The organism is Moorena sp. SIO3I8, from assembly GCF_010692325.1.
Classification (GTDB): Bacteria; Cyanobacteriota; Cyanobacteriia; order Cyanobacteriales; family Coleofasciculaceae; genus Moorena.
This window is the reverse complement of sequence record NZ_JAAHHW010000041.1, coordinates 17,826-41,287: the sequence shown is the minus strand read 5'-3', so window position 1 is coordinate 41,287 and position 23,462 is coordinate 17,826. Positions and strand designations below refer to the sequence as shown.

General features: G+C 42.8%; 19 protein-coding genes and 3 pseudogenes. 11 read left to right on the top strand and 11 right to left on the bottom strand.

Going from position 1 to position 23,462, the window contains the following annotated elements; genetic code table 11:
- Nucleotides 1–9: 9 nt before the first annotated feature.
- Nucleotides 10–354, top strand: a pseudogene (locus tag F6K51_RS17280) (DNA-binding protein); the annotation flags it as partial.
- 7 nt (nt 355–361) lie between these two features.
- Here the strand turns inward: F6K51_RS17280 and sbcD are convergent.
- Together sbcD and F6K51_RS17270 are read right to left on the bottom strand one after the other, a co-directional pair.
- The gene (gene sbcD, locus F6K51_RS17275) at nt 362–1,585 is read right to left on the bottom strand and encodes an exonuclease subunit SbcD (RefSeq protein WP_293022079.1); all 1,224 of its coding nucleotides are present in this window, start codon (nt 1,583–1,585) and stop codon (nt 362–364) included.
- 124 nt (nt 1,586–1,709) lie between these two features.
- Entirely contained in the window at nt 1,710–2,282 is a 573-nt protein-coding gene (locus F6K51_RS17270; RefSeq protein WP_293022077.1) for a hypothetical protein, read from the bottom strand.
- Between the two features lie 40 nt (nt 2,283–2,322).
- Here F6K51_RS17270 and F6K51_RS17265 point away from each other — a divergent pair, with 40 nt between their 5' ends.
- Entirely contained in the window at nt 2,323–2,508 is a 186-nt protein-coding gene (locus F6K51_RS17265) for a hypothetical protein (protein WP_293022075.1), read from the top strand.
- A gap of 140 nt (nt 2,509–2,648) precedes the next feature.
- On the opposite strand, the gene glyS is transcribed toward F6K51_RS17265, so the two are convergent.
- Nucleotides 2,649–4,811 (bottom strand): glycine--tRNA ligase subunit beta, encoded by a 2,163-nt coding sequence (glyS, locus tag F6K51_RS17260; protein WP_293022073.1) that lies wholly within the window; start codon nt 4,809–4,811, stop codon nt 2,649–2,651.
- A 268-nt stretch (nt 4,812–5,079) separates the two neighbouring features.
- Entirely contained in the window at nt 5,080–6,183 is a 1,104-nt protein-coding gene (locus F6K51_RS17255) for a hypothetical protein (protein WP_293022070.1), read from the bottom strand.
- Between the two features lie 844 nt (nt 6,184–7,027).
- On the opposite strand from F6K51_RS17255, the gene F6K51_RS17250 reads away from it, so the two are divergent.
- Complete coding sequence (locus tag F6K51_RS17250) at nt 7,028–7,594, top strand: Uma2 family endonuclease (RefSeq protein ID WP_293022068.1); 567 nt, start codon at nt 7,028–7,030, stop codon at nt 7,592–7,594.
- A gap of 237 nt (nt 7,595–7,831) precedes the next feature.
- On the opposite strand, the gene F6K51_RS17245 is transcribed toward F6K51_RS17250, so the two are convergent.
- The 3 genes from F6K51_RS17245 to F6K51_RS17235 form a co-directional block, all read right to left on the bottom strand.
- Nucleotides 7,832–8,419, bottom strand: coding sequence for a Uma2 family endonuclease (locus F6K51_RS17245; RefSeq protein WP_293022066.1), 588 nt, complete (start codon nt 8,417–8,419; stop codon nt 7,832–7,834).
- Between the two features lie 168 nt (nt 8,420–8,587).
- Nucleotides 8,588–8,887 carry a hypothetical protein gene (locus tag F6K51_RS17240; protein WP_293022064.1) on the bottom strand — a complete coding sequence of 100 codons (300 nt, stop codon included), beginning with the start codon at nt 8,885–8,887 and terminating at the stop codon, nt 8,588–8,590.
- Nucleotides 8,888–9,027: 140 nt separating this feature from the next.
- The gene (locus F6K51_RS17235; protein ID WP_293022062.1) at nt 9,028–9,447 is read right to left on the bottom strand and encodes a transposase; all 420 of its coding nucleotides are present in this window, start codon (nt 9,445–9,447) and stop codon (nt 9,028–9,030) included.
- A 544-nt stretch (nt 9,448–9,991) separates the two neighbouring features.
- On the opposite strand from F6K51_RS17235, the pseudogene F6K51_RS17230 reads away from it, so the two are divergent.
- Nucleotides 9,992–10,874, top strand: a pseudogene (locus F6K51_RS17230) (IS630 family transposase).
- Nucleotides 10,875–11,170: 296 nt separating this feature from the next.
- On the opposite strand, the gene F6K51_RS17225 reads toward F6K51_RS17230, so the two are convergent.
- Nucleotides 11,171–12,370 (bottom strand): tetratricopeptide repeat protein, encoded by a 1,200-nt coding sequence (locus F6K51_RS17225; protein ID WP_365939975.1) that lies wholly within the window; start codon nt 12,368–12,370, stop codon nt 11,171–11,173.
- Nucleotides 12,371–12,727: 357 nt separating this feature from the next.
- The gene (locus tag F6K51_RS17220) at nt 12,728–13,807 is read right to left on the bottom strand and encodes a PIN/TRAM domain-containing protein (protein ID WP_293022060.1); all 1,080 of its coding nucleotides are present in this window, start codon (nt 13,805–13,807) and stop codon (nt 12,728–12,730) included.
- 390 nt (nt 13,808–14,197) lie between these two features.
- Between F6K51_RS17220 and hemW the strand changes: the two genes are divergently transcribed.
- From hemW to F6K51_RS17205, 3 genes are all read left to right on the top strand, one after another.
- Nucleotides 14,198–15,460: a radical SAM family heme chaperone HemW gene (hemW, locus tag F6K51_RS17215; protein WP_293022058.1), complete on the top strand. Its 1,263-nt coding sequence runs from the start codon at nt 14,198–14,200 to the stop codon at nt 15,458–15,460.
- A gap of 61 nt (nt 15,461–15,521) precedes the next feature.
- Entirely contained in the window at nt 15,522–16,373 is an 852-nt protein-coding gene (gene rsmI / locus F6K51_RS17210) for a 16S rRNA (cytidine(1402)-2'-O)-methyltransferase (RefSeq protein ID WP_293022113.1), read from the top strand.
- A gap of 368 nt (nt 16,374–16,741) precedes the next feature.
- Nucleotides 16,742–17,215, top strand: coding sequence for a YdcF family protein (locus F6K51_RS17205; protein WP_364304031.1), 474 nt, complete (start codon nt 16,742–16,744; stop codon nt 17,213–17,215).
- Here the strand turns inward: F6K51_RS17205 and F6K51_RS17200 are convergent.
- Complete coding sequence (locus tag F6K51_RS17200) at nt 17,208–17,507, bottom strand: DUF2288 domain-containing protein (RefSeq protein ID WP_075904108.1); 300 nt, start codon at nt 17,505–17,507, stop codon at nt 17,208–17,210. The two genes, F6K51_RS17205 and F6K51_RS17200, sit on opposite strands and share 8 nt — an antisense overlap.
- A gap of 212 nt (nt 17,508–17,719) precedes the next feature.
- Between F6K51_RS17200 and F6K51_RS17195 the strand changes: the two genes are divergently transcribed.
- From F6K51_RS17195 to F6K51_RS17185, 3 genes are all read left to right on the top strand, one after another.
- The gene (locus F6K51_RS17195; RefSeq protein WP_293022111.1) at nt 17,720–20,323 is read left to right on the top strand and encodes a transglycosylase domain-containing protein; all 2,604 of its coding nucleotides are present in this window, start codon (nt 17,720–17,722) and stop codon (nt 20,321–20,323) included.
- A gap of 83 nt (nt 20,324–20,406) precedes the next feature.
- Complete coding sequence (locus tag F6K51_RS17190) at nt 20,407–20,952, top strand: class I SAM-dependent methyltransferase (RefSeq protein WP_365939974.1); 546 nt, start codon at nt 20,407–20,409, stop codon at nt 20,950–20,952.
- A 500-nt stretch (nt 20,953–21,452) separates the two neighbouring features.
- Nucleotides 21,453–21,761: a hypothetical protein gene (locus tag F6K51_RS17185; protein WP_293022052.1), complete on the top strand. Its 309-nt coding sequence runs from the start codon at nt 21,453–21,455 to the stop codon at nt 21,759–21,761.
- Between the two features lie 317 nt (nt 21,762–22,078).
- Here the strand turns inward: F6K51_RS17185 and F6K51_RS17180 are convergent.
- Nucleotides 22,079–22,348 (bottom strand): annotated as a pseudogene (locus tag F6K51_RS17180) (transposase); the annotation flags it as partial.
- 296 nt (nt 22,349–22,644) lie between these two features.
- Between F6K51_RS17180 and F6K51_RS17175 the strand changes: the two are divergent.
- Nucleotides 22,645–22,953, top strand: coding sequence for a hypothetical protein (locus tag F6K51_RS17175; RefSeq protein ID WP_293022050.1), 309 nt, complete (start codon nt 22,645–22,647; stop codon nt 22,951–22,953).
- The last annotated feature ends 509 nt before the right edge of the window (nt 22,954–23,462 follow it).

Genomic DNA, 23,462 nt, shown 5'->3' with positions numbered 1-23,462 from the left:
TTGGGGTAGTTCACCCATCTGCCTCAAATTACCAGAGGCAGACGTGGTCCAAAGGGTAAATGGCTTAAAAATCGTCCTCCTGCTCTAGCTAAGATCAATGTCAACCGTAATCACATTGGCTCGAATATGCACAAAAGTCCCAAAGACCGGAAGCCAGTGATTTCAGTAAAACGAAGTGGCGACAATCTATACGGAAACGAGGTAGAAATCCTCGGTCCATGTCGGATTGTCTATCAGCCAGATCACCCACTCGATTGTGGCGCTCGTCTGTGGATTGACCTACGGTCACGCTACGCGATCGAAACCTTCAGTGATATCCACTTCATCGGTGGTAGTTTTCCTGCTACTAGCTAATTACCAATTACCGATTTTTCTCTAATAGACATTCTGCAGCTTCTAGCATATCTGCAGCAATATCTCTGAGGTCTTGCCGATTCTCTAGATATGTCGATAAGGCATCCATCGGATCAATACTGTTACCTATACCCAGTTCCGGCAAGCGGGGACGGGCTAGCTGGCTGACTAATTCTGGACGAATGGTATAGTGGTGGGCTGGCCTCAAGGATTCATGTATGGCAGTATTGTCAATTAGGTCGAGCTGCTCAGAACGTAGCTTGTAAATCAGCCGGACTATAGCGTCTTTAATAGTTTCGTTACCAATAGCGTTTAGTAAAGTACTTTGGGGATCATCTGCTTCAGCAAGGTTGACCTCAATGGTACGGAAGGGTCGTACTGACAAGGGACAAAATTCCCACTGAACGCGACCTTTGGACAGCTCAATCATGACATAACCTTTGTCTTCCTTCTCTTCACTGAAATCGACCCGCTCAATACTGCCAGGGTAAATGACTGGAGGGTCATTGGAGTGGTTGAGATTCTGGTGATGGTGGATGTGTCCTAAAGCTACATAATCAAAGCAGGGTCGAGTCAGTAGCGAGAGCGGAATAGTAAAACCTTTACCAACTGCTAGGAAGCGCTCTGCACCAAATCTAGCTTGGTCTGCCATTAAATGACCTAATAAGACCGTTGGCAGGTTTGGGTCAAGTTTACGAATTTCTGCTTCTAAGATTGGCTCAAGCCGTGAGATCAGGAGTTGGTTAACCTCGGCTAGGGTTAGACCTTCGGTGTCTGGGCGACTGAGAAGGGTGGAGTTGGTTAGCCAAGGTAGAGTAATCACCTGTACTGGACCATTGTCGGTTTGAATCTTATGAGTGGTGATGGTATCTCCTACTACAAATCCAGGCACACCTAAGGTGCGGTAAATGCATAAGCTAGCACCTCCTTGTCCTTGGGAGTGTTGGTCGTGGTTTCCTACTAGTAAAACTGTAGGAATGTTTGCATCTACTAAGCGGCGAAATTGATTGGCAAAGGCTTGTTGAACATAGGGTGGTGGTGTGGCATCGGGAAAGGCATCACCGCCAAAAAGCACTAAATCCACAGGCTCGGTAATAGCTCGGTCAATACATTTAGCTAGGGTATTGACAAAATCTTCTAAACGTGTATTGATTCCAGTAGCAGGGTTGATTCGTCCATGGGAGAAGCCACTACCCATGTGGATGTCAGATAGGTGAAGAATTTTTATCATTGGCGATGATACTATTACAAAGTAGACATGATGAGATTAGGAAATAGCAATTAACAATTTTTAAATTGCTATTTTCCTATTAATATCTATAGTCACTTTTTGATTTTTGAAAACATCCCTTTGGTTATTCGTCAAGAATTTCAGATAGAGCTTGATGGATGACCTGTTTTTGCTCAGAATCGTATCTCCAGCGCTGCAGAAATTCTTGGTAGTTGCCAACTCCAGTAAGGGCGCTTTGCCTTAACTGTTGGGCAATGTCAAACAGGCTTGGCATATTTAGTTGTTTAATGAGATTAGCACTACGCGTTCGCGGAGCGGCTCCTACGGAGCATCGCACTCGGTCTGATCCTTGAGCCATGTCTTCTTTACCATTGCGGCGATGGTTCAATCCCATTGCCGCTGACATAGCTAAATTTTTGACTAACAGTTCCGCTACGATTTCGGGGGATGACTCTAGAGCTGTGATCACCTCTGGTGAGGGATTGTCGGCTAAGGTGCTGTCACTGGTAAGGTAGGTGACAAAGAAACCTCTAGCACCATTTTTGGTTTTGACTAAGGATGCGTTCGCGAAGCGGCTCCAAAGGAGCATCGCTTCGGTAATTTCTGGCGATGTCAGTTCCCCTGTTACCATTTTGGTCATTATCGATTCCGTGAATGCGATGGCATTATCAAAGGTTACGGTTTCTAGAATCTCCATGGCATTTATCAGGCTAGCTCAATCGTAGGTCAGTTTCAATTTGAGCACAATTTTCAGAAAACCGCAGATAGAGCTTTTACTATCAATCCCCCAAAGTTATCAGCGGTCAGCGGTCAGCGCTCAGTGGTCAGCCCTCAGCGCTCAGCCGTCAGCCGTCAGCCGTCAGCCTTGGCCTTTGGCCACGCTACGCGAACAGCCTTGGCCTTTGGCCACTACTGATTGCTGATTGCTGATTGCTGATTGCTGATTACTGATTGCTGATTGCTGATTGCTGATTACTGATTGCTGATTACTGATTGCTGATTACTGATTGCTGATTACTGTTCGCGTAGCGTGCGCGTAGCGCATATGCTTACAAACCAACCCCTAACTCTTGACAATTGCTCCAAAATCTGCTAAGACACGAGCATGATTCCGCAACAATCCTAACAAATTCAAGCGATTACTGCGAATATTGGGGTCAGGATCCATCACCAATACACTCTGGTCACCATCAAAGAAAGTGCTAACTGTAGGAGTAATCTGCTCTAGTGCTTCCACTAATTTCTGATAATCTCGCTCTTCCTGAGAAGCTTTAATTTTTGGCACTAATTCCACGAGAGCATCATAAAATGCTTGCTCACAAGACTTCTGGAAGTGTTCCGGATTCACTACTGTTGTTGGTTGTAACTCTTTGGTATCTAAATCCCCTTGTTTAGCTAAACGAGCTGAACGGTTGACAGTTTCATAGATTTTATCCAGGGTACCATTATCTCGGATAGACTGGAGAAACAAAGCGCGATCGCGTACATCTAACACATCAATTAATGCCCTGTTTTGATACTCGGGATCATCTTCTCCTAACACAGCATTCACTAAATCATAATCAATTTTCTTTTCTTCTTGGAGCAGAGTCCGAATCCGTTGTAAGAAAAATTCCTGTAATGACTCTATTGGTGAATTCTTGTCTGGATAAGCAGCTACAAAATCCGCAGCAATATCTTTTAGCAACTGCTGGAGATTAATCGGTAAATTGGCATCCCAGGTAATGTTGATAATCCCATTAGCAGCACGACGTAGAGCAAAGGGATCAGAAGAGCCTGTGGGTAACATACCTAAGCCAAAGATACTGACTAAGGTATCTAGCCTGTCTGATAACCCTACCACTTGCCCAGTAATGGTTTGAGGTAGAGAATCACCTGCACCCCTCGGTAAATAATGCTCAAAAATTGCTGTTGCGACTTGCTCAGATTCCCCACTAGCAACGGCATACTTTTGTCCCATTACCCCTTGTAATTCAGGAAATTCATACACCATCTGGGTAACCAAGTCTGCTTTACACAATAAGGCCGCCCTTTGAATCTGAGTAATCGCCTCTGGTGAGATTAGATTAGGAGAGTGTTGACGTAACTGGTCAGTAATTTGACTCGCTATCTTTTCTATTCTACCGACCTTTTGGCGTACTGAACCCAAATCTTTCTGAAAAGTGACTTTCTCCAGTTGGGGTAAATAGCTTTCTAAGGGTGAGTCGATATCGGTTTTGTAGAAAAACTGGCCATCGGCTAGCCTCGCTCGGATTACTCGCTCGTTGCCAGTAGCAATAATTTCGGATTTGGCGGGGTCACCGTTACCAATAGTAATAAAATAGGGGATAAGTTCAGTAGCTGCTTCGGTTTTGAATACTGGGAAGTAGCGCTGGTGAGACACCATCTCTGTGGTGACCACTTCTTGAGGTAAATTCAAGAATTCTGAGGAAAATTTACCCACTACTGCTGTCGGCCATTCCACTAAATTAGTGACTTCTTCCCATAACTCAGGGTACAGAGGGGTATAACCACCTAACTGTTTAGCCGCTGATTCTACTTGTGATTTGATTGTCTCGCGACGTGTTTCAGGCTTAACCTCTACATAAGCATTGCGCAAACAGGACTGATAATCTGTAGCTTGGGGAATCTCTACCGGTTTGGGAGACAAGATCCGATGACCACTGGAAATGCGATCGCTTTTTATAATCTCGGCATTATTATCTAACTCTACCGGTAGCACTACATCATCTAAAAGTGTGACTAGCCAGCGAATGGGACGGGGAAACTTTAAATCTCCATTCGCCCAGCGCATGAACCGTCTCCCTTCCAATCCAAATATCCATTGGGGAATCAGTTCCGTTAGAATTTCCGTAGCGGGGCGACCGGATATCTGTTTCTGAACAAAGACAAATTCTCCTTTATCCGTATCTCTGAGGAATAGATTATCTACCTCTACCCCCTGTTTACGGGCAAACCCAAGTGCTGCTTTAGTAGGTTGGCCATCTTTAAACGCTGCCTTAGCTGGTGGTCCTTTAACCTCTTCTTCTCGGTCGGGTTGCTTTCCAGGTAATCCTTTGATGATAACTGCTAAGCGGCGAGGGGTGCCGTAAATCTCAATTCCTTCTGGAGTAAGAAAGTACTCATCTAGGGTTTGGGGAATTCTCGATTGCCACTGTGCGATCGCACTATCGACAAAATCTGCGGGTAATTCTTCTGTACCAACTTCTAATAAAAATGTAGACATAGGGAACTGATTACTAATCAAAACCATAATCTTTAACTACCAATTCCCCCAGTGTACCTCTTGAGATTCTAGACCTGGTTATGATAGTTTTCACAAAAAAACCAGAGTTACAACGACTGTCGCCAAACTTTACCTCAAACACCCTTCTGGATTTATCTTCAGTAGTAGGGGCGTACGACGTGCGCCCCTAACGGTATAGTTATTGCTAAAGTCCTGAGTTACAAACCCTAGAGAAAAAACAGGTTTACTCAGAGCTACAACCGATTAGCTAAATCGTCACAAAGTTGCTAGCGCTGGCAATAGTGCCAACTTGTGCATTATTGACAACTGCTAAGACTTCACCGTTAGCAGAGATAGCCACAGTATCACTACTTTGGTTAAACGTCAAGTTACTGAAAGTCAAGGCACCAGACAGACCTAGCGACGTCTTACCAGCCTTAAAGTTAAGGATAGTATCAGTTCCTTTGCGTGCTTCTAGGACAACAATATCCTGACCACCCCCAAGCCTGATCCTATCGTTGCCAAAGCCACCAACAACTAAATCATTACCAGTGCCAGTGTCTATGAGGTCATTACCGATACCCCCATAGACTGTGTTATTGCCTCCGGAGGAGAAGATCTGGTCATTACCAGTGCCGCCATAAATGGTGTCAGAATTGGAACCGCCGAAAATCAAGTCATCCCCAGCACCACCATAGAGAATGTTTACTCCCTCACTGCCAAAGATTCTGTCATTACCACCCTGACCGTAGATTGTGTCATTATCAGTAGTACCGAAAAGAGTTTCACCGTTGCTTTTGCCTAGAATTACTTCATCTTTCGGGACAACTCTTAAGTTATCCACTAGTAGCGCTGATTCCAATAACTCATCTTCTACATCCACCACTGCCATACCTACTATATAAGTGCCACCAGTTGGGAATTTGTAGGTAAAGGTATTGTAGTCTGTTTCCTCACGAAATCCTGTAGGAGACAGGAGAAATGAACTATTTGTATCTGCGAGGTTAGATAAAACGTTTGGGGTGATGGAGACAAAGGCAAAATCCTTGAAGGTGGAGTCAGGAGTAAGCTCATCAGTGAGGAAGTTAAAGTCGAAGCTCAAAACATCCCCAGCCTTGACTGTAATAGGTTTTAGCGTGAGAGCGGATCCTTCTTTGGCATCTCCATTGCCAAAACCATCGATAGTGCCTGGGTTCAACCCCAAGAAGTTTTCAATTTCGCTATCACTTACAGAACCGACATCATTAGTAATCAAAGCCTGAAATTTTCCCTGAGAAGGGATACTGCCAAATGCCGCTGTCTCAATGCTGGCATCGCCGATAGTGTTCCAATTTATGAAGTTGCCAGTCTCAAATCCCAAAATATTAGTCATCAGATTTTGTTTTTGGTAGAATAAATGATTGACACAAAAAGGTCATTGCAGACAAACAAATTTCGACTAAGCTCACCTCAAGGCATCATAAGTTGATACACCAGTTGATACACCAGTTGATACACCAGTTGATACACCCTAAATCAGACTCGTAAAATCGATAATTTTTTCGTAGCTTCCCCTATAAATCAACATTTAAATTTTGGAGTATTCCTGAAAACTTCAAATACCTTAAGGTGTCTTATTTTTTTACCCTGAATGTTTTTTATATTTTGCTTGACTTGACTATTTATCAATTTATCAATTCTTTTTTTAAAGAAAAATACTTTTATTTAAAGTATTCGTAAAGTTAAGACTAAACTTGTTCAAGTTTTAGTTAAAATTAAGGAATCACAGTTACCTAGGTAACGCCCATAAACTAGATACCATCAGTTATCTGCGGCATCTTCACAGATTTCAGGGATTGTAACACTGCCAAAGCCAGCAGCATCGAGTCATTCACAATAGGTTTGATTACTTGTATAGCGGTTTTAAATTTGGTGAGGTATACAATTTTGGGATTTTAGGGAACAGGAATCCCCCCTAATCCCAGGGCTGTTTCTTGCGTCCGACTAAAATGTGATAGGTATTTTTAACCTTAAAAAAACCCTCTCCCCAGCACCCCACCTCCCTTTCACCCGATTGACCTGACAATTTATTCCAAAGAAAGAATGAAAAAGCCCTGCTTACTAAGGGGGGTTAGGGGGGATTCCTCTTGCCTTTCCTTAAGGAAGTATGTTAACAAATCAAATAGAAATGCTATACTGCTAAACTAAAGAAAGATTTCCCCAAAAATTCAGGAGCCATGACTGTCACAATCACCCCAGCACATAGCCTGGAAGAATTTCTGAAGCTCCCAGAAACAAAGCCAGCTAGGGAATACATCAACGGCGAGATTGTCCAGAAGCCAATGCCGAAAGGAAAGCATAGTCGATTGCAGCTGAGGCTATGCAATAGTATCAACGAAAACACAGAAAGCCAGAAAATTGCTTATGCCTTCCCAGAGTTGCGCTGTAGTTTTGGCATACGCTCTATTGTAGCTGATATAGCGGTTTTCAAATGGTCACGAATTCCGTTTGATGCCGATGGGGAAGTTCCCAATGATTTTTTATTGCACCCCGATTGGACAATTGAAATCCTCTCTCCAGAACAGAGTTCAAATCGGGTAATTGGCAATATTCTCTATTGCTTACAACATGGTTGTAAGCTAGGTTGGTTAATTGATCCTGCCGATAGGTCGATTTTAGTGTTTAGACCGGGTCAACAACCAGAATTGTTACTAGGTAGCAATCACCCTTCTGTATTAGAGGATATTAACCTAGAATTAACAGTAGATCGGATTTTTGGTTGGCTGAAAATGTCAGGTAATTAGCTAAAGGTAAGCATTCAGCTAATGCGCTACGCCCACGCTACGCAAACAGCTTATGTGCTACGCACACGCTACGCGAACAGCTTATACGCTACGTCCCAACGTCGTTCGCACAGCGTGGCCAAAGGCCAAAGCCTGTGCCACGCTACGGGAATGGCTGACGGCTGACAGCTGATGGCTGAATGCTTATGAATGCTTATGATTTACTGAAGACACAAACCCCAAAATACCATTTACAAATTACCAAATTGTTGAAAGATCTAACACAAATCCTGGCAAAACATCTTCCCCAGACATAGTATCAGGATTGTTGAGAATTTCTACAGCTTGATGGGGACGATAAATTTCAGTCTTTCGCTGTTTTCGGTTAATCAACCAGCCAAGTCTTGCCCCGTTTTCCATGTATTCTCGCATTTTGGCACGGGTTTTTTCGAGGGAATCGCTAGGAGACATTAACTCAACTACGAAATCGGGACATATCGGGGCAAATCTTTCTTGTTCAACGGGGGTTAAAGCATCCCAGCGCTCTTGCTGAACCCAAGACGCATCAGGAGAGCGGTCTGCACCATTGGGAAGTGTAAACCCAGTGTTAGAGTCAAACACTTTACCCAGATTGTTCTGGCGACTCCAGGCTTTAAGTTGATAAATTAGATCAGCATTTCGTTCCCCTGTGGTGCTACCTGTAGGTGACATAATAATTAATTCTCCAGTCGCAGTGCGCTCAAATTTTAAGTCGCTGTTGTCGTGACACAGTTGCCAGAATTGTTCGTCCGTTAAGTCCAGTTTTAATTCTAGAGTAGGGGGTAAGGAGATAGTGGTAGTTTTCATGAAAACTGTCTATAGCACTACGCGCTACTGTTAGGACAATACTATGATAGAATAATGAATATCAGAATAATTGTAAATAGTCTGACAGGGGGACATAAAGCTTATAACGTACACAGTGCAAACTCTATAGCCCGCTCACCCTTCTTGTAATAATTGAGCCAACGACGGTTAATTTCCATGCATTTCGTCCACTATTTTTTGGCATAATCCCCTTAAGAAAAGCCACGAATGCTGATGTAGGCCAACATAAAAAGCGGACGGTGCGCTTTCCAATGGGCGAGTAAATCGCCCTTGGGTCGCACCGCTATGTTGCCGTTGTCCACTTGATTGGGTTTCTGGTCTGACCACATATTTTTGAATTCCCATTCGCTTAATGTGTCGCCCTTGGAGAATCGCACTGGTATAGGCAATCGCCACAATAATCATCAGTTTTGATAGATACTCACCACTCAGCCAACGACCCTTCAAGACTATAGCCTCCCGACTTGAAATCTCGAAACATTGTCTTGATGCAATAGCGAGTGGTTTGAATTTACCGTAAGATAGTGGAGCCTTATTAAAAAATATTTAACCCTTTTCTGCATAACCTGCTAACTATAAAGGCTCCACTATCTAAGGTTTTGTCTCCGGGGGAAACCCCCAAGACCGCGCTGCATCGCTTCCTCTATTGAGAATCGTCTTTGGTAAGCTACAATAGCCGGTTCAACATCATCAAAGTTAGTCAAAATATACCAGGGTTCTTTCGTCTTAAATCCCTGGTAAGTCCGCTTCCACTTACAGGCTATATTAAACGTCCCAAATCCTTTTTGTTTCGTCACATGGCAGTCATTAATAAATAGTTTTACTCCTGGTTTAACTCCATAGTCTTTCAACTCCCGAGCCACCTCAGTATCCTGCCAAACAAGGGTATTATTTTTCTGTCTCAAACAAAAGTATGCACCCTCGAAGCTCAGCCAGTTGCCCAGTTTGGGTGAACAAAATTCCCGGTCTCCTAACACCACTACGCGCTTTGTTGGAGAGTAACCCAAGACTTAAGCGCCAAAACAGCCGTTTGCTCATCAAAGTTACTGCTGCCTTTTTTATCCAACAACTCCGGTGTAAATCGGCCAGGCACGATGATCATAGATCACGCGTTCCCATCAAGATATTAATCACCCCCCAACTGGTACGGTCATACGCTAAATATATCCTATCGTTCGGGTTAAACATCTCTTCTACCAGAGCACTTACGCAGGGAAACCAGATTGAAACAATATTGAACTGTTTGATGCGCAAAAACCGACGTAATTTCTGAAGGGCGACTTTCAAATAAAATAGGTAACGGCAGCGCTTCAGCTAACACTTCTAGTTTGACCTGTCTGAGCAATTGTAGGCTGGCAACGACTAAGATTAGTAACAAATACCTGGTGTGATGCAGCTTATTTTGTAGGATTTTCTGGTATGGCGCACGCTATCATTTTTGCTAGATAGGTCAGCATGACTATATTTGACCTATCTTTTTTTTCCTTCATCTGCTGTATCCCTTGCTACACAATGGCTATACCCGCTCTGTCCCCCCGTTAGGTAAATAGTATGCCTGCACCCTATAGTTACGATTTGCGTTCAAAAGCGATCGAAGCCGTTAAACGAGGAAAAAAAAAATAGAGGTAAGCCGTTTTTTTAAAATTAGTAGAAATACCTTTGACCTCTGGCTAAAAAAAGAAAGAGAAACAGGAGACTATCAAGCTAGTCAACCTGTAGGAGTAGGAACTGTCCCCAAAATTACCGACCTAGAAAAATTTCGAAAATTTGTCGAAGAACATAGTGACAAAACCCAAAAACAGATGGCTGAAATTTGGGGAAATAACGTGACACAACAAAATGTTAGTTATGCCATCAAAAAACTGGGGTTTACGCGCAAAAAAAAACTTAGGGTTACCGAGAACGAGATGAGCATAAAAGAGAAGAATTTATCAAAAAGCTGGAGGAAATAGAAAACACCAGAAAAGTTTATGTAGATGAAGCTGGATTCGATAATAGAGAGGATTACCCCTATGGCTATAGTCTTAAAGGACAAAGATGTTATGCTCTGAAGTCGGGAAAAAGAACAGAAAGAGTGAGTTGGCTATCTGCCTTAAAAGAGAACCAATTATTGGCTCCTTTAACTTTTGAGGGTTCATGTAATAGAAATTTATTTGAAAATTGGTTAATACACTGTTTAATACCTAACTTAGATTCAGGAGATATTCTTATTATTGACAATGCCAGTTTTCAGAAAGGAGAATATATCAGAGAAATTGTTGAAGAAGCCGGATGCGAAATTTGGGATTTACCAGCTTATTCACCAGATTTGAATAAAATAGAGAATTGGTGGGCTGTTTTAAAAACATGGATGAAACAAAGAATTATTGAATTTGATACTGTACGAGAATGTGTAGATGCAGCGTTCAAAAAATGTCCTAATGTATGCGCGTAGTGCTATAACTCTTGAAAGTTGGTTTATTTTAATTCTAAGGGATGCCTTAAAAGTGAAATTAACGATTACGGCTTCTTCAGTAACTAGTAAGCTAAGTTAAATCTTAAAATAGGGAGTAGGGAGTAGTTTTTGAAGAGACTTAAAGGTTAAAGGGAGCCCATTTAAATGAAGACAGGCTTATACAGCATTTTTCATAACTATGAGCTAAACAGGATTTTTTCCCTCTTCCCACTTCCGACTTCTCTGTTCCCTGTTCCGGTGATCCGCTGTTCCCTGTTCCCTAATACTTAATAAAATTAAACCTGAAATCCCATAGCGTAAAGTCCCTGACGAAGACGCTGAGCTTCAGCCGGGTTATGGGTTTCGTGAAGTGCGATCGCTTTTTTAAATGCCGATAAACTCTGATCAACCTTGCCCAATTTCAGCCAAACCACTCCCAAGTTTTGATAAGCCTCTCCATACTCTGGGTTGAGTTGAATCGCTTGCTGATAGGATGCGATCGCATTTTCCATCTGACCCAAAGCCTTCCAAGTCATGCCCAGATTATTATGTCCAAGGGCAAAACTTGGGTCTATCTTCACAGCCATTTCATAAGCAGTTTTGGCGTGATTCAACTCCCCTGCTTGTAACAACAAACTGCCCAAGTTATTGTAAGCTCCTAATTTCAACTGGGGCAAAATCGGTTGTTGAATCGCCTGTTGATAATGTATTGCTCCTGAATTAAGCTCTCCTTGGCGAGTATAAGCATTCCCCAGATGGTAGTGCAGTTCAAATAATACCGCTGGCTCTAGCTTAGTGCTAGTTAAACCACGCTTGAGTAACTCCACACCCTGGTCTACTTGATTATTTTGAATATAAAGCGCCCCGAGTTTACTACACACATAAGCATCAAACGGATGACTAGCCAGATAGCCTTCCATCGCCGTAAGGGCTCTAGTCAACTTATTGCGTGATGCGATCGCATCACGGCTATAACCGTAGTGTAAGATTCCCACCTGGGATAGAGACACCACCTGCCATTGGGGTTCTCGTTGTAACACTTGCGCTACAGTATCATCAACCATAGCATGATAGGGGCGAGAAAAGCGAATATCTGGGTGATAGCGAAATAAACGGGACACCAGAGAATAGGGAGATTGAGTAGCACCCACTTCTTGCCGGACTAGATTAATAACTAGATAGGAACTATTTTGGATAGCCTGCTTGATTTCCGGTACAACTTCCGGTTTCAACACTTCATCAGCATCCAACACCAGCACCCATTCCCCTTGCACATACTTCAACGCCTGATTGCGAGCAGCTGCAAAATCATTGCACCATTCAAACTGTTCAACTTTAGCGCCATAGCTTTGCGCCACCTCAATCGTCCGATCCGTTGAACCTGTGTCTAGGACGACCATCTCATCCACTACATCCTTGACACTATTCAAACATTGTGGTAAAGATTCTTCTTCATCTTTAACAATCATGCATAGGCTAAGCATAGCATCAGTCATTAGGTTAGAAGGTTAGGAGGTTGATGGTTAGGAGGTTGATGGTTAGGAGGTTAGGAGGTTGAAGGTTAGGAGGTTGAAGGTTAGAGGGTTAGACGGTTAGAGGGTTAGACGGTTAGAGGGTTAGACGGTTAGGAGGTTGAAGGTTAGAGGGTTAGACGGTTAGAGGGTTAGACGGTTAGAGGGTTAGACGGTTGTTCCCGTAGCGTGGCCGTTCGCGTAGCGTGGCCTAAAGGCCAAAAGGCCAAGGTTGAAGATTAGAGCGTTAACAATTGAAACCTGGATTGATAACATTCAACATTCAACCTTCAACCTTGGCCTATTGGCCACGCTACGCGAACAACCTATAAAACACCAATATCAAACCGTCACCGAAGCTTGAGGTCGAGCAAAAATCATCCTACCTGCTGAGGTCTGCAAGGCTGAGGTAACAATGACTGGCAGTTCAACACCCATGTGTTTATACCCTTCTTCTACCACTACCATTGTCCCATCATCTAGATAACCAACTCCCTGGGTAGGTTCTTTACCGCCCTTAAGGATTTTCAGCTCTAGGATGTCACCCGGTAGATACAGAGGACGCACGGCTTGGGCTAAATCATTGACATTCAACACTGGCACCTTTTGGAGCTTAGCCACTTTACTCAAGTTGTAATCATTAGTTAAAAGAGTGCCATTAATTTCCTGGGCAAAACGTACCAATTTGGTATCTACAGTTTGTAGGTCATCGTAATCAGCGGAATGGATCACCAAGCGTTCTGGGTAAACAGCTTGCATCCGATTTAGGATATCTAGCCCCCGCCGTCCCCGAGTGCGCTTCTGATCATTGGCAGCATCGGCAAGTTGCTGCAATTCTAGTAAGACAAACTGGGAAACCAGAATTTGGCCTTCGATAAAACCCGTCTCAAGCAGTGCTTCGATCCGACCATCAATGATACAGCTAGTATCTAAAACTTTACTCGAGGCTGGTTTGAGGGTGCCTTCTGCCACTAAAACTGATTCCAAGCTATTAGGATTGATTAGCTGCAAGAAGGTGCGACCATGGGTATCGGCTAGACTAACCCCCAAGAACGAAAACATCACACTTCCTAAAATGGCAGTCAGGGGTTTGATGAAGGAAAATTCCGAAGGGATGGGGAGTAAGAAAATTGGCGCTAGCATCAAATTAGCTAACAGCAGTCCCAGGATAAGACCAATAGCCCTGGTCAAAATTACCTCAATCGGCATTTTTCGCACTTGGGCTTCTACCCGACGGTAAGTTACTTGGGCCATTAACCCTAGTGCTAGTCCGATAATGGCACCAAAACATGCAGTAGTCGAGCGTAAAGCGGTCAAATTGCTGACTTGATCTTGCACATGACCGGGTAGCAATTCCACACTGTCGAAGCCTATGCTTGCTGCTGCTATGATAAATAAAAGTATAATGACGAAGTCAAGCATCCTTCCTTTCCAATTGGTTTTGTAGTTGTTTTTTTAGGAAAACTTTTTAAACGATGGCATAAACTGTCGTAAACCTGATAGTCAACAACTATATTTAGTATATCGTTTACATCGCTGTATTCTCTGATCCGACTTAGCTTCATTAAACCGTTGAATTGCCTAGGCTAACCGAGGGATAGCTTGGGCAATTCTATTCGCTGGAGTTATCTGCTCAAGGGAGTTACAGGTTTCCTACTGTTGACTCTTCTTAAGGGGCGAATCTCGCTCCGGAGAAGATTGAGGTTAGCCAAAAGATGATCACAAAACTAATAAAAAATTTATTTAATTAATAACTGTTCATCCCAACGGTCGGATTGGCTTACCTGATTGAAGTATTACCGTAAAAAGCCAGTGGTCAATTTATTACATAATTCTGAGAAAGATTGCGATTCTTTAAGAGTCAGTGCCGCCTATGTTCATATTCCCTTTTGCCGACGTCGATGCTATTACTGTGATTTTCCAGTCTCTGTGGTAGGGGATAACGCCACACAGGGTACCTCTAGCATGATTGACCAGTATGTCGAGGTGTTATGTCAGGAAATTAATATCACTCCACCGACCACAAGCAGTTTAGACACAGTTTTCTTTGGAGGTGGAACACCCTCCCTGCTGGCAGTTGAACAACTAGCAAAAATCCTAGACACCTTAGACAGGCGCTTTGGAATTGCAGCTGATGCGGAGATTTCCATGGAGATGGATCCAGGAACCTTCACCAAGGATCAGTTAAGGGGATACCGAGATTTGGGGGTCAATCGAGTCAGCTTAGGCGTTCAGGCATTTCAAGATAAATTATTGAGCAATTGTGGCCGTACCCATGACTCTAAAGATATAGTCACTGCTATCGAACTGATCCATCAAGTAGAGGTTCCCGAATTTAGTCTTGATTTAATCTCTGGTCTACCGGATCAAACCTTAGAACAATGGCAAAAGTCTCTGGAAATAACGGTCAAGATTGCCCCTACCCACATTTCCAGCTATGACCTAGTCCTTGAGCCTGTCACTGCCTTTGGCCGCCAGTACACCTCTGGAACTAAGCCTTTACCGACTGATGAAACCACTGCCGTGATGTACCGCTTAGCACAGCAGTTGTTTACTAGTGTGGGGTACGAACATTATGAAATTTCTAACTATGCCTTGCCTGGTCATCAATGCCGTCACAATCGGGTGTATTGGGAAAACCGCCCTTATTACGGTTTTGGCATGGGTGCGGCTAGCTATACTCAAGGATATCGGTTCACTAGACCACGCACGAGGCGGGAGTATTATGCTTGGGTGGAACAGTTGGTACAAGCAGGTGGGGTTTCGGATGGCTCACCCACAACTTCAGAGGATGTGTTGTTAGAAACCCTAATGCTAGGTCTACGCTTGGCAGAGGGGTTGAGTCTGTCTATGCTAGCTCAGAGGTTTGGGGAAAAAATTCTGGAACAGATTTGGACGGCTTTGCTGCAATACTACGGTTGTAACTGGGTAGAGGTTGTGGGAGATAATGGCGAAAGGGTTAATTTAACCTATGGTCAGAGGTTACCAATGGCGGGACGGTTGAGATTAACTGACCCGGAAGGGTTTTTGTTCTCCAATACCATTCTGGCTGACTTGTTTCATCTGTTGGGGTAGGAGCCCGTGATTTGTTGATTAACCGCAAAGACGTAAGGGATGGCGAAGAAGACAAGTGGGAATGCTTTATGTGGTGGGAACACCAATTGGTAATTTGCAGGATATGACGTTTCGGGCAGTGGAAATTCTGCAATCGGTGGATTTGATTGCTGCGGAAGATACGCGCCATACCGGGAAGCTATTGCAGCATTTTCAAATTAAAACGCCGCAAGTGAGTTACCACAAACACAATCACGACCAGCGTTTACCCGAGTTGTTGAATCGGCTCGGTCAAGGAAATACGATTGCGTTGGTGACGGATGCTGGGATGCCAGGCATTTCTGACCCTGGCTATAAATTAGTGAAGGCTGTTATTGAGGAAGGGATATCGGTAGTGCCAATACCAGGTGCTACTGCTGGAATTACGGCATTAAGTGCTGCGGGACTACCGACAGACCGATTTGTGTTTGAAGGCTTTTTACCCACCAAGGGTCAAAGTCGAAAAAAACGTTTAGACTCTCTCAAGGGGGAACCAAGAACGTTGATTTTATATGAAGGGCCTCACCGCGTGCTTAATACCTTGCGAGATTTGGCAAGCTGTTTGGGAGAAAACCGTAGGATTGTATTGGCTAGGGAATTAACTAAACTCCATGAGGAGTTTTGGCGGGGAACTATTGGGGATGCGATCGCTCATTTTACTAAGCTAGAACCCAAGGGAGAGTTTACCCTAGTAATTGGTGGAGCTTCCCAGGAAAAGCCTATGTTATCAAAAGCTGAATTAGAAGCTCAATTGATAGAGATTATGGCTCAGGGAGTATCGCGATCGCAAGCGAGTCGTCAATTAGCTCAGCTAACTCAACTCCCCCGACGTCAACTCTATCAACTAGCGTTGACAATTCCTTCATCAGTTTTTCCGGTCAAGGAGCAAGACTAAGCTTGATTGCTAAATCTTTCTCAATTTTTTGGTTTTTGTTGATTAACAAGTAACAAGTAACAAGTAGCAATTAACAATCAACAAGTAACAAGTAGCAAGTAAAAAGTAGCAAGTAACAAGTAGCAAGTAAAAAGTAGCAAGTAACAATCAACAATTAACAAGTAATGACTAATCCCTGAACAAAGCTGCGAACTTGCGCTTTGAGTTAAACAACGCCATCTATCTATTCGACATCTATTCGAGTTATGATTTTCAGGATTCACTCCCACTCATCAGCCCCTAACTATAAAGCTAAATTAATACCATGGGTGACACTCGTTTTAGCACTTACTCTGATGTTTGGTTACAAAAGGATTGAAAGCTATTTAGTGCAACCAAAAGTTGCCTTAGTTTTAGGGGGATCTGAAGCGCGGGAGAGATATGCTGCCAAATTTGCCATAAAGCACCCAGACCTCCAAATTTGGGTATCTTCCGGCAGCCCGAAGGGATATGCTCAACGGTTATTTACCCGGGAAGGAATTGAGGTCAGTCGCCTCCACCTAGACTACAAAGCGGTAGATACGGTGACTAACTTTACCACGTTAGTGGATCAGTTAGAAGCTCAGGACATCGATAGTGTCTATTTGATTACTTCTGACTATCATATGCGCCGTGCTCGCTTGATTGGTGATATCGTTCTTGGCAGTAGAGGAATTGTTCTCAAGCCGTTACCTGTTCCTTCCGAAAAGTCTCCTGAACCCCTTGATAAAGCTTTGCGAGATGGGGCTAGGGCTTTGTTTTGGTTGATGACAGGTCAGACAGGGGCTGAATTAGGGCAAGCCTCGAAAAGGTTAATCAAGTGAAGTCTGTTGAAAGTTCTTGCACCAGTACGTAGGGTTGTACAATCAGAGCCTGAAACCGCTTGTTCTGGTTGCTGTTCCAATTAGAGAGTTGCTCAAGCAAAGGCTTGTGCATTAGCTGCTCACTGATCCAATGTTGGACAGATAGCACATCATCGTTTGCGATCGCTACCCCAACATCCAACAAATCCAGTCCCTCATTCACCACCAGTACTGCATCTCGTTTAACATGAGGAATCAGTAAGTCCCAGGTTGTCTCATCCAAGGATTCCGCCAATTGTACTCTTAAATCCATGTTTAATTCAAGGTTTTCTTAACAGTTCTTTAAAAATACAGCAAAATTGCTCCGATGCTTTGTTAGATTTAACCATTTGAGCAAAGCTTTAATCACCTCAGGCTTCCACCTCAGCCTTCCTCTAACCATTCGGTTATAACGGTTCTCATAGTAATGAGCTACACAAGATTGTTTCCCTGATGAGAAATTCGATTAACATCATCAAACAGAAAATGTGGTTGAGGCTAAATCCCAAACATCGGCGCGCTGTAAAATTAGCCCTTGGCTTGGCGCTGCTTAGCATCACGGTGCGATCGCTTCCCTATCTTGCTCCCATTCGTGCTAAAGATTTAGTTCAGGATGACCTAGCGGTAGAATTTCGTGACCGCAATGGTTTATCCCTAGGCACAATCCTCAGTCGAGACCAAGACCATACTGCGGTTGTGCCTCTCGATCAAATTTCCCCGCACTTTATCCATGCTATTCTCGCCGCAGAAGATGGAGAGTTTTATCACCATGGGGCATTAGAGATGCGGGCAATTATGCGATCGCTAATTGAAGCCATTGAGGCGAAACGCATTGTCAGTGGTGCCTCCACCATCACCATGCAACTGGCACGGATGCTCGAACCCAACCCCCGCACTCTACCTGCCAAATTCCAAGAAATTTGGCTATCCTGGCGATTAGCAGCAGGGATGAGTAAAGATGAAATCTTGGCAGCCTATATCAACCGACTCCCCATGGGTGGCAATATCTATGGCTTAGAAGCTGCTGCTCGGATTTATTTTGGCATGCCCGCCAGTGAACTCAATGTTGCTCAAGCCAGCCTATTAGCTGGTCTACCCAATAATCCTAATTATCTCAATCCTTATTATTACTGGGATGCTGCCAAACGGCGGCAAATCTATGTGCTCAAGCGAATGGTAGAGGATGGCTATATCACCGCTACTCAAGCAGACCAAGCCTATGAGGAAGCCATTTCCCTACTACCTCGACAGCAAGGAATAATTGCCGCCCCACACTTTTTATTCTTGGTTGCCAACCAATTACCATCAGAACATCCCTCCCAAATCCGTACTACTATCGACCGTCCTCTACAGGAATTTGTTGAAGCCCAAGTGCAGCAAGTAGTTCGCGACCTTGCCCATAAAAATGTCCATCACGCTGCTGCTATTGTCATTGAAAATAAATCCGGTGAAGTATACGCCTATGTCGGCTCTCCTGATTACTTTTCCGAAGCTGAATTAGGACGCAATGACGGAGTCCAAGCCCTACGTCAACCCGGTTCCACCCTCAAACCTTTTTTATATCAATTAGCCCTAGAGCAACGCATTATTCGTCCCAACACCGTCTTAGCTGATATCCCTACCTATTACGCCATTCCCGGAGCTAGACTCTACAGTCCCACCGATTACAGCGAAACTTTCCTCGGACCAGTTCGCATTCGCGTTGCTCTAGCCAATTCCCTTAATATCCCAGCAGTTAGGGTATTGGAAAAAGTTGGAGTATCAAACTTTCTGTTGCACTTACATCAACTAGGCTTTGAACACCTAACCCAGTCTCCAGAACATTATGGATTAGGATTAACCCTAGGTAGTGGCGAAGTTAGTCTTTGGGAACTAGCTCGCGCCTACCTCACCCTAGCACGACTTGGACAACCCACATCCGTTGTCACTACGCTATCTAGCCCCTCGCCAAATAGGGATGATTTGTCGGTTTATCGAAGAGGGGCAAGAGCACGAAGACAGGGAATACAGAAAAGTAAACAATTGTCAGATCATCCCCCAAGTATGCAAAGCCCACTATTCAACCTACCCTACCGGAACGCCAAAGGCGAACAACCAAATAACCTTCAACATTCCAACTTTCAACATTCCAACTTTCAACCCAATAACGTACCCTACTCGAAGGCCAAAGGCGAACAACCAAATAACCTTAAACATTCCAACCTTAAACATTCCAACCTTGAACTTTCAACCCTTTCAACCTGGGCATTAATAACAGATATACTGAGTGACCCTCAAGCTCGTGCTCAGGGGTTTGGTGTCGATTCAGTACTGAATTTACCTTTTCCGGCTGCTGTTAAAACTGGCACCTCTTCTAATTTCCGAGATACTTGGACTGTGGGATTCACCAAAAACTATACCGTTGCCACTTGGGTAGGTAATTTTAATGGTGAGCCCATGGAACAAGTGTCTGGGGTGATTGGTGCTGCTCCCCTCTGGCATCGGATTATGTTACACCTGCATCAATCTCAAGAACCTGCTCCGTTTCAAGCTCCTCCCGGTTTAGTCCAACGTCCAGTGTGCGCCCTTTCCGGTTTGCGTCCCACTCCTGCTTGTCCAACTGTTGTCCAGGAATACTTCTATCCAGACGACCTCCAGGATTACGAACGTCAATCCGATACGTTTTATCAAATGACCAGTGTTGGAGCTAACCAGCAATCCCCCCAGTACATCGTTAATTTACCTGATGAATACAACGAGTGGTTAGCAAGACAACCCCAAGGAAATCTAGCGCCAGGAAAACTGAAAATTTTGTCTCCTCGGGAGGGGGATTTATATGTGCTCTACCCTACTGAATCCGATCAAGATAGCAACAGTGCTGTTCAACGGCTAGAGTTCAAGGTGGCTGGGCTAAAGTCTGAGTCGGTGGAGTGGTGGTTGAATGGTGAAAAGCTAACTACCAACTCATCCAATTCCTTCTTTTGGCCTCTGGGTCCTGGTGATTGGACATTGGAGGTAAAAAGTGGTGACATTAGCGATCGCGTCACTTTCAAGGTGCAGTTAGCAGAAAATCCACCAACTCGCCGGGGGTTTTCTATTGCTAGTCCTTAGTAATTTGTTAATTGTAAATAGTTAATTGATAATTTACCTGCATCCATCGCTTATATCGGGGAGTTTCAGTGGTTCGATTTTTTATGGCAAATTTCAGGAAATATCTGTTGGCAGCTGCGATCGCTGTCTTACTCATCCCAGTACTGATACTAACGAATTATACCTATACTCGGCAACTAAAATCAAACATCAATGCTAGTGAAGTCTATAAAATCCGCTCTTTTCATAGCAAAGATTGCATTGGCAAATTCTATATGGGTCGAGAAATTGCTAAAGTGATGGGACATCAGGGAATGTTGTGGCTGGAACGCCCTAGCAGGGAATCCCAAGAGCCACCTTCTGTAGTTATTGATGCTCTTAATTTACGAGCTACAGATACTGTTGCCGATATTGGAGCAGGGACTGGTTATTTTAGTTTCAGAATCGCTCCGTTGGTACCTGAAGTAAAAGTATTATCAGTAGACATTCAGCCAGAAATGATCGACGTCATTGACTTTTTGACAGAAGACAACAATGTTAATAACGTCGAAACAATATTAGGAAGTTTAACTGACCCTAAACTTCCTGAAAATAGCATTAATTTAGTCTTAATGGTAGATCTTTACCATGAGCTTGAATATCCCCAATAAATGATGGAATCAATTGTTAAAGCTCTTAAACCAAGTGGGAGAGTCGTGCTGGTGGAATATCGCAAATAAAACCCACTTATTCCTATTAAGGGCTTGCCTAAAATGACTCAAAAGCAAATTAAAAAAGAAATGGAAGCTGTAAATTTAATTTGGCAAGAAACCAAAAATGATTTACCGAGTCAACATTTGATGGTGTTTCAAGTTAGTGACAAGTCATTATAGCAGTTCTCAATTAGGTGAGATACTTTCATTCTGGGAGTAGGGAGTAGGCAGTAGGGATGCATCTCTACTTGATTAATTCTTACCTCTTGCCTCTTGCTCTTTTTTAAGGAATTATGTTCAAATCTTAAATTTAAGTTATATAAATTAAATTTAAACTAACAAGTTTTTTTTGAATAGGGTGTCAGTGATCAAGATCAGACCATAAGTTGATTTAGATCACAGACAATTACTCAAACTATATTTACACTGAAGCCAATTAATTCCAGAGGAATAAGTAGGTGCTAGAAGACTTAAACGATATTGAATCGACTCTAAAACAGATAGCTGATAAAGTCGAGGCTGGACTAAAGCCAAAATTTAAGTGTAATGTTGATCAGAACAACATTAATGTTAAAGATCATAACAGCTGTTATGACAAAGTCAAAGAACTTGGCTATAAGGAGTTAATTGTGGAAAATGATGGTTGTATTGGAGCCCCAAATCTATATCGCTATAAAGTTCTTGATAATGACGAAAAGAAAGTCGCTGAATTTTATACATTAAAAGGGGTTAAGGACTATTTAGATAAAAAAAATAAAAAAGCTTAAGTTTGTGGCTTTCTTGATAAAAACTTGGTGGTAATTTGTATTTACAGGACTTTTGTATATACAGTTTCATCAAGAGTTTAATCAAGGAATACAGACATTTTAGATACTGCTAGCGAAATATAAGTTAACATCCAAAAAAATGATTTTGCCGTTGATTAAGTTGTAAAACTATAAAATGTTTTTCGACCATTACACGGAATATCAATGCTTTCATGATGTTAAGAAATGTTTCGCCAGCAGTATCATTTTTCCGGGGTTTTGCATCTACAGTTTAACCACCAAACATGACCCTTAATTAAATATAGCGTTTATAGGACTCATGAGGTACAGTAACAACAATGAGTAAACCAGTTATGAATATTTTCTTGAGTCACCTTCAGCATTGCGGAGGTAATCCCATCAATTAAATCTTTATAGGTTCTTGCTCCGATTTTTTTCAAAGTACTTTTAACTTTTGAGCAAAAATTTTCTATCGGTTAAAATTCCGGAGAGTAGGGGGGTAAATAAACTAGTTTAGCTCCAGCTTCTTCAATCACTTCTCTTACCATTTATCCCACATTAATTTGGGCATTATCCATAACAACACAGGCATCTGGGGGGGCGACAAGCGCCCCCCCAGGCAGTAGACAGTAGACAGTAGACAGTCAACTGTGGTAATACATCGCTAGTTGATTAACTCTTGCCTCTTGCCTTTTTTGAAGAGATTATATTCACTATTCAAAGAAAAATATTATAGCTTACATTGAGAGTAAAAAGTTTTTTTTTTGAATAGGATATCGGTGATCAAAATCCGACCATAAGTTGATTCAGATCACAGGCACTTACTGAAACTCTATTTACATTGAATGAAATAAATGAAATTAAATTCCGGAGAAATAAGTAGGTGCCAGAAGACTTAAACGAGATTAAATCGACTCTAAAACAGATAGCTGATAAAGTCGAGGCTGGACTAAAGCCAAAATTTAAGTGTAATGTTGATCAGAAAAACATTAATGTTAAAGATCATAACAGCTGTTATGACAAAGTCAAAGAACTTGGCTATAAGGAGTTAATTGTGGAAAATGATGGTTGTATTGGAGCCCCAAATCTATATCGGTATAAAGTTCTTGATAACGACGAAAAGAAAGTCGCTGAATTTTATACATTAAAAGGGGTCAAAGACTATTTAGAGAAACAACCTAAAAACGCTTAAGCCTCTGATAATCTTGATTTTAAATTGGTGATTATTTGTCTTTTCAGGAGTTTTGCATCTACAGTAAAATCAAGATTTTAATCAAGAAATACGGACATTTTTAATTCACTGGACTTTAGACTAAATTTTGGGATTTAACGAAACTTCATAAAAAGTATAGGACTTACGCAAATCCCTCAATTTAAATCTACCTGTAGGGTGGGCAAAACCTTGTCCACCCTACCCATGGAGTCTGTGCGTAAGTCCTGAAGTAATTAGGAATTGAAACCCATGCCTCAAGCACCAAAGAGCGTTTGAGATAGTCTTGGGTGATTTGATTATAGCGTTTATAGGATTTATGAGGTACACTTTTCAACCTCAAAGTCCCCCTTGATAAGGGGGACCAACGGAGGAGCCCTTTGTACCTCATGGCATATAAAATTGCTATATTTGTCTTTTTTGCCGAGTTTGGATTAGGGCTGCATTATCCAAACTCTTCAACTCGTCTTGCGTACACACAATTCCGTTAT